Annotated in this window: 5 protein-coding genes; 2 read left to right on the top strand and 3 right to left on the bottom strand. The window is 68.3% G+C overall.

Annotation, left to right across the window (positions count from 1 at the left end):
- Positions 1–127 precede the first annotated feature (127 nt).
- On the top strand, positions 128–535 hold the full coding sequence (locus DRB06_RS12720; protein WP_073328349.1) for an FKBP-type peptidyl-prolyl cis-trans isomerase: 408 nt from the start codon (positions 128–130) through the stop codon (positions 533–535).
- A 249-nt stretch (positions 536–784) separates the two neighbouring features.
- Here the strand turns inward: DRB06_RS12720 and DRB06_RS12715 are convergent, their stop codons facing one another.
- The gene (locus tag DRB06_RS12715) at positions 785–2152 is read right to left on the bottom strand and encodes an amidase (protein WP_181575269.1); all 1368 of its coding nucleotides are present in this window, start codon (positions 2150–2152) and stop codon (positions 785–787) included.
- A 291-nt stretch (positions 2153–2443) separates the two neighbouring features.
- Here DRB06_RS12715 and ilvD point away from each other — a divergent pair, with 291 nt between their 5' ends.
- A complete protein-coding gene (gene ilvD / locus DRB06_RS12710) occupies positions 2444–4339 on the top strand; it encodes a dihydroxy-acid dehydratase (RefSeq protein WP_108968374.1) in 1896 nt (631 codons plus the stop codon).
- Between the two features lie 72 nt (positions 4340–4411).
- On the opposite strand, the gene DRB06_RS12705 is transcribed toward ilvD, so the two are convergent.
- Together DRB06_RS12705 and DRB06_RS12700 are read right to left on the bottom strand one after the other, a co-directional pair.
- The gene (locus tag DRB06_RS12705; protein WP_146750889.1) at positions 4412–5527 is read right to left on the bottom strand and encodes a hypothetical protein; all 1116 of its coding nucleotides are present in this window, start codon (positions 5525–5527) and stop codon (positions 4412–4414) included.
- Positions 5502–6197, bottom strand: coding sequence for an ATP-binding cassette domain-containing protein (locus tag DRB06_RS12700; protein ID WP_108968370.1), 696 nt, complete (start codon positions 6195–6197; stop codon positions 5502–5504). Before DRB06_RS12700 ends, DRB06_RS12705 begins: the two co-directional genes overlap by 26 nt.
- Positions 6198–6675 lie beyond the last annotated feature (478 nt).

The following is a 6675-nucleotide window of genomic DNA, read 5'->3' as shown; positions in this document are numbered from 1 at the left end:
CGACGGTGCCCGCGGTCCGGTCTCTCCGGCGCCGCGGGCACCGTCGCGTCCTGAGTGGGGCAGACGACGCCGTCGGGCCGTGCGGCGAACTGGGCGCGGCGGCGCCCCCTGCCGTAGCCTGGCCCGCATGATCAACAGCAACATGCCCACCGTTTCCGGCGCCAAGGGCGCCAAGCCGACCTTGACCTTCCCCGGGCCGGATGCCCCCGAGGGCCTGCAGGTGCAGGTGCTCGACGCCGGTGACGGCGCCGTCATCGAGGCCGGCGACACCGTCGTGTGCCACTACCTGGGCCAGGTCTGGAACGGGCGCGTCTTCGACAACTCCTACGACCGCGGCCAGCCGCTCAACTTCCAGGTCGGGGTCGGCATGGTCATCCGCGGTTGGGACGACGGGCTGGTCGGCCAGCGGGTTGGCAGCCGCGTGATCCTGTCCATCCCGTCAGAGCTCGGCTATGGCTCGCGCGGGGTGCCGCAGGCCGGCATCAAGGGCGGCGACACCCTGGTGTTCGTCACGGAGATCCTCGGCACCATGTGACGCGGGCGCCCCGGGCGGGTGGCCGCCGCGGCGGTCCGCTCCGGGGGCGCTTGTCTTCTCGGTCGGAGACGCGAGTTCGTGCTCTGGTACGAACTTTTGCCCCCGACACGAACTTTTGCACCCTGGTGTGCGGCAAAAAGGCGTACACCAGGGTGCAAAAGTTCGTAGTAGAAGGCAAAAGCTCGTAGCAGGGGACGGGGTGTAGCTGGCGGGGACGAGGCGGCGTCCTCCGGAGTGAGTCGCTGCCGCCTAGTGGGTATGCAGCTGCGCTGCTACCGCCAGCAGTAGGTCCTCGCGCCCGGTGCGGGCCACGAGCTGAGTGCCCACCGGCAGTCCTTGGGACAGCCCCGCCGGCACGGACAGTGCCGGATGCCCCGAGACGTTGAATATCGCAGTGTTGGACACCACCGGCGTCGAGGCGAGCATGGCCGCCGTCCAACCGCGCCCGCGCAGGTCCTGCGCGCCGCCGGGCAGGTCGAGCAGGGTGGGCAGCATCAACAGGTCCGCGCTTCCGAAGGCGGCCTCGACGCCGTCGCGCACGCGCTTCGCCTGACGCAGCGCCGCGCGCACCACCGGCTGCGGAATGAGCGCGCCCAGACGCGCCGAGGTCCTGGTGCGCGACTCCAGACGGTCCGGGTGCTCAACCTGCTGCGCCTCGACGTGCATGCCGGCGAAGTACAGCGTCAGGAACGGCGCGGTCGGCACCGGCCAGGCGACCCTAGCCGTGCGCACGTCATGGTCCAGCTTTCGCAGGCGGGCAGCCAGGCCATCCACGGCCTGAGCGACGGGCGGCGTCGAGCACGCGCCGGGCATGACCGCATTGGCTGTCAAGAGGATGCGTAGTCGGGGCGGTGGTGCGTCCACGGCGTCAACGAACCGCCGGGTAGGGGCATCGAGCCGCCACCGGTCCACCGGCTCGTTGCCGCTGATGACGTCCATGACCACGGCCAGGTCGTGGGCGGTGCGCGTGAGCGCCCCGAAGCCCGCCAGTCCGAACCAGTGGTCCGTCGACGGCGCCGAACTGACCCGGCCGCGTGTCGGCTTCAGCCCCAGCACCCCGCAGGCCGAGGCCGGAATGCGCAGCGAACCCCCGCCGTCGGAACCCATGGCCACCGGAACCGCGCCGGTGGCGACGGCGACCGCCGAGCCCGCAGAGGAGCCGCCGGGGGAGCGTGCAGGGTCCCAGGGGTTCAGGCAGTCGCCGTGATGGGCGGACTCTCCCACCGGGAACTGGCCGAACTCGGGCATATTGGTGCGCCCGACGATGATCGCCCCCGCCTGCCGCAGGCGCCCGACGACGGCGCAGTCCGCCCGGGCGGGACTGCTATTGCCTCGGCCGCCAAGTGTGGTGACTTCCCCGGCGACGTCGTACTCCTCCTTGACCGCCACCGGCACGCCGGCGAGCGGTCCGGCTGCGCCCGGGCCGGCTGCCGCGATGCGCCGGTCGAGGGCATCGGCCTCCCGCAGGGCGGCTTCGCGGCGCACCACGGTGAAGGCGTTGAGATCCGGGTCCAGTGCGTCAATGCGTTCCAGCGCGGCCTGGATCGTGGCCCGGGCGGTGATGCGCCCGGCGCTGACGGCACGGGCGATGTCGACGGCGTTGCGCGGAATGGTCATGCGGCCTCCGTTGATCCGGTGCTCAAGAGTGTAAGGGGGCGTCGTTATGGGCTCCGGCGGGTGGGACGGGCCCGGCGGTGGGGTAGGAGATGGGAGGCGTGAGGAGTGTGTGCCGTAATTCGGTGGGGAGATGTGAGGCGTCTCGCCTGCCGGTGAGTGGGGACGTCGTCGGCGGAATGGCGCTGTGCCGCGGGAAAACGGTAGTCCGGTGAGTGAACGCACACGGACTGCCGACATTGCTGACACTACGCTGTGGCCATTCGAAAATCGTCCGCATCCCAGGAGACGCTCATGCCCCGCTATCGCAGTGCTACCTCCACCACCGGCCGCAACATGGCCGGCGCCCGCGCCCTGTGGCGCGCCACCGGCGTGAAGGACTCGGACTTCGGCAAGCCCATCATCGCCATCGCCAACTCCTTCACCGAGTTCGTCCCCGGGCACGTGGGCCTGCGGGACGTCGGACGCGTCGTCGCCGAACAGGTGGAGGCCGCCGGCGGCATCGCCAAGGAGTTCAACACGATCGCCGTCGACGACGGCATCGCCATGGGGCACGACGGCATGCTCTACTCCCTGCCCAGCCGCGAGCTGATTGCCGACTCCGTGGAGTACATGGCGAACGCGCACTGCGCCGACGCCCTGGTGTGCATCTCCAACTGCGACAAGATCACCCCCGGCATGCTCATGGCCTCGCTGCGCCTGAACATCCCCACGATCTTCGTGTCCGGTGGGCCCATGGAGTCCGGGAAGATGGTCGCCGCCGACGGCACCACCCGCAAGCTCGACCTGATCGACGCCATGATGGACGCCGCCGACCCCACCGTCCCCGACGAGACCATCTCCGCCATCGAGCGCCTGGCCTGCCCCACCTGCGGCTCCTGCTCGGGCATGTTCACCGCCAACTCCATGAACTGCCTGACCGAGGCCCTGGGCATGGCGCTGCCCACCAACGGCTCGCTCGTCGCCACCCACGCGGACCGCAAGGTCCTGTTCCAGGAGGCCGGCCGCCGGATCGTGGAGATCGCCAAGGCCTACTACGAGGACGACGACGCCTCCGTCCTGCCGCGGTCGATCGCCACTAAGCCCGCCTTCGAGAACGCCATGAGCCTGGACATCGCCATGGGCGGGTCCACCAACACGGTGCTGCACCTGCTGGCCGCCGCCCAGGAGGCGGAGGTCGACTTCAAGATGGCCGACATCGACCGCCTCTCCCGCAAGGTGCCCCACCTGTGCAAGGTGGCCCCCTCGACCAACCTCGTGCACGTGGAGGACGTCCACCGCGCCGGCGGCATCATGGGCATTCTCGGAGAGCTCGACCGCGGTGGTCTGCTCGACACCACTACCCGTACCGTGCTGCGCGGCACCCTGGCCGACGAACTCGACCAGTACGACATCGGCCGCCCCGGCGAGGACGGCGTGCGCGACCCGCAGGCGAGCCGTGTCGACGAGGCGATCCGCACCCGCTACCTGGCCGCCCCCGCGGGCGTGCGCACCACCCAGATGTTCTCCCAGAACTCCCGGTGGGAGGCCCTGGACGTGGACCGGGAGAATGGCGCCATCCGCGACATCGCCCACGCCTACTCCGCAGACGGCGGCCTGGCCGTCCTGTTCGGAAACGTCGCGGAGAAGGGCTGCATCGTCAAGACCGCCGGGGTGGATGCCTCGATCCTGACCTTCTCCGGCCCCGCCGTCGTCTTCGAGTCCCAGGAGGAGGCCGTGGACGGCATCCTCGGCGGCAAGGTGAAGGCCGGGGACGTCGTCATCATCTCCCACGAGGGGCCTCGCGGCGGCCCGGGCATGCAGGAGATGCTCTACCCGACCACCTACATCAAGTCCATGCACCTGGGCAAGGAATGCGCGCTTCTCACCGACGGCCGCTTCTCCGGCGGCACCTCCGGGCTGTCCATCGGGCACGTCTCCCCGGAGGCCGCCGCGGGCGGGCTCATCGGACTGGTACGCACCGGCGACCGCATCGTCATCGACATCCCCAACCGCTCCATCGAGCTGGATGTGGACGAGGCGGAGATCGCCCGGCGTCGCGCCGAGGAGGAGGCCCGCGGGGAGGACGCGTGGACGCCGCACAACCCGCGTCCCCGCCACGTGTCCAAGGCACTGCGCGCCTACGGCATGCTCGCCACCAGCGCCGACCTCGGCGCCGTCCGTGATCTTAGCCGGATCCGCGTTCGCTGACGCCTGTCGCATTCGGAACTAACGCAGCTGAGCGGGTGTGCGCGTCCCGCCGTCGTCGGGGGCCGCACCCGCTCAGCGTGTGAGCGCCCAGCATGCGGTGGAGAGTATGCAGGCGACGAGTGCGGGAACGTACTTGCGCGGGTGGCGGATTACTTCGCGCTCGGACTTCCAATCGAGCAGCGGCCAGCGCCATTCCATGAGGACGGCGGCCAGGGCCGCGGATGAAGCCGCGGTGACCACGAAGACGACGTCGCTGCCGAAGTGCGCGAGGGTTGGCTCGGGAGCGAAGACGGCGACGGCTCCGCAGGCCAGGTACAGGGCCGCAAGTTGGAGGGCGTAAACGCATAGCGTGCGCCACGTACGCGGACAGGTCTTGACCACGAGCCAGGTGCTCGGATGCCGGGAGAAGTAGGCGTTGAGCGGGGTGTTTTGCACCACCATGACGGCCCCGAGCGGTAGCGCGGCACCGTGGTTGTGGAGCATTGCGTTGAACATCCAGCCGAAGGCAACCAGCGCGGCGGTGTTGATCTGCGTCATTCGGGAGCTCGCCAACTCACCGAGTACGAGGCTGGAGACGCGCGGCCCGGCTCCTCGCCTTCGTGCGGCGTCATCCACGATCTCGAAGCCGAGGAGGAAACAGACGGTGCCCTCGACGGCGAGCATCACGGCCGCAATGAGCGGATTGAGGACAATGCCAAGGACGATCCCGGCCGCCAATGCGATGAGCGCTCCCAAGCGATGGTGGCGCGTGGGGCCGCTCCAGAGCAGGAGGACCAGGGGCGCCATTCCGAGGGCGAGCAGAATCACCGTGATGGCATCGGTCCACGTGATGCTTTGAGCCGTAGAGATGAACGCGATCACGGGTAGAACGACTTCAAGGAGCACCACCAGCGAACCGATGAGGTAGGCGGCGCGAGCCAGGTCCTTGGTGGCGATCGGGAAACGTGTCAGGCCCGGCCACCGCTCGCTGTGGACCCAGGTCCAGGCGATTGATGACATGGCTGCCGCCGTGGCCAGGAAGACCCCGGCGGAGGTGACCCGCAGGTTGACCACGACGCCCAGGTGCATGCCAACCCACGCCGCGACCGCCGTCAGGATCAGGCTGGACCATATGGTCCGTTTGCTGAGGAACTCGCCCGCCACGGCGCGAGCTGCCAGAGCGCTAGTTGACGAGGGCTGCGACAGCATCGGAATCCCCAGGAGTGTCGAAGGGGCCGCTGAGTCGGCCCGCGGAGAGTACGTAGAGCCGGGTGGTGCATCGGGTGAAGGACTCGGCGATGTGGGAGCTCAGTAGTACCGCCTGCCCACGTTCGGCGGCAGCGACTATGCAGTGGTAGAGATATTCCGTTGCCGCGAAGTCGAGGAAGTCCACCGGCTCGTCGAGGAACAAGATGTCGGCCGGCGTTTGGAAGGCGGCGATGAGCGCTGCCTTTTTTCGGGTGCCGCTGGACAGTTGCCCGAATGGGGTTGACCGATAGTCGCCGAAGTTGAAGCCGTCGATGAGTTCGTCGAGCAGCTGCGGGCGTTCTCGCCGCCCATAGGCGCGGTCCAGGAAGCGAATGAAGGTGTCCAAGGACCAGGTGGGGAACGAGGTGTCGTTGGTTAAGGCGAAATAGCGCTGCTGTTTGAATGCGGGCGTATCCGGTCTGCATGCGCGTCCGCGGTACCGCATGGACCGGAACTCGTAACCCCGGTGCGCGTCGCAGAGCGCCTTGAGCATGGTGGTTTTTCCGGCGCCGTTGACGCCCAGTAACCCCACCGCCTCGCCCGCATCGAGTGTCAGCGAGACATCGGTCAGGACGGGGTCGGAGCGGTTGTACCAGGAGCGCAGCCCAACGACCTCGAAGACGTGTTCCATGATTCCCTCCTCGATCGGGTGAGGTGAAAAGCAGCGGAAACGGATGGTCGGCGTGCGGCTCAGGCCTTCGGTGATCCGGAGCGCCCTAGGAATGCGGCGGCGACGAACAGCGCCCCTAAAACAAGGCTCGCGATGGCTTCGAGGATATTGCCGATGGTGAATGCTCGAACCGCCACCGCCAGTGCTAGGAGGCCAATTACCAAACGCAGTGTGCGCCGCGAGCGAGTGGCAGGTTCAGGGGGCATTGTTGATCGCGCCTTTCAAATGTGGGTATCGCTCGCTGCAAATGTATCAGATGTATAATGAAGGCGCAAGGTGAACTGTTGAATTGGCCTTAATATGGCGATGTTTAGAGGCGCTTCCGGTTTGCGGGTGTGGGTTCCGGCCGGGGCTGTGGTGTGGGGTGGTGGTTGGTGCGGTGCGGTCGTACTCGGGTCGGCGGGGACGTCGTCGGGCCGCCGAGGACGCTCTCCCGGGA

It is taken from the genome of Actinomyces sp. Z5 (genome assembly GCF_003287795.1).
GTDB lineage: Bacteria > Actinomycetota > Actinomycetes > Actinomycetales > Actinomycetaceae > Actinomyces > Actinomyces glycerinitolerans.
Note: the sequence above shows the minus strand (reverse complement) of the source record. Positions and strands in the feature narration are given on the sequence as shown.

Coding starts and splice junctions, on each gene's coding strand:
- DRB06_RS12720 (WP_073328349.1), top strand. CDS start 128: ATGATCAACAGCAACATGCCCACCGTTTCCGGCGCCAAGGGCGCCAAG.
- DRB06_RS12715 (WP_181575269.1), bottom strand. CDS start 2,152: ATGACCATTCCGCGCAACGCCGTCGACATCGCCCGTGCCGTCAGCGCC.
- ilvD (WP_108968374.1), top strand. CDS start 2,444: ATGCCCCGCTATCGCAGTGCTACCTCCACCACCGGCCGCAACATGGCC.
- DRB06_RS12705 (WP_146750889.1), bottom strand. CDS start 5,527: ATGCTGTCGCAGCCCTCGTCAACTAGCGCTCTGGCAGCTCGCGCCGTG.
- DRB06_RS12700 (WP_108968370.1), bottom strand. CDS start 6,197: ATGGAACACGTCTTCGAGGTCGTTGGGCTGCGCTCCTGGTACAACCGC.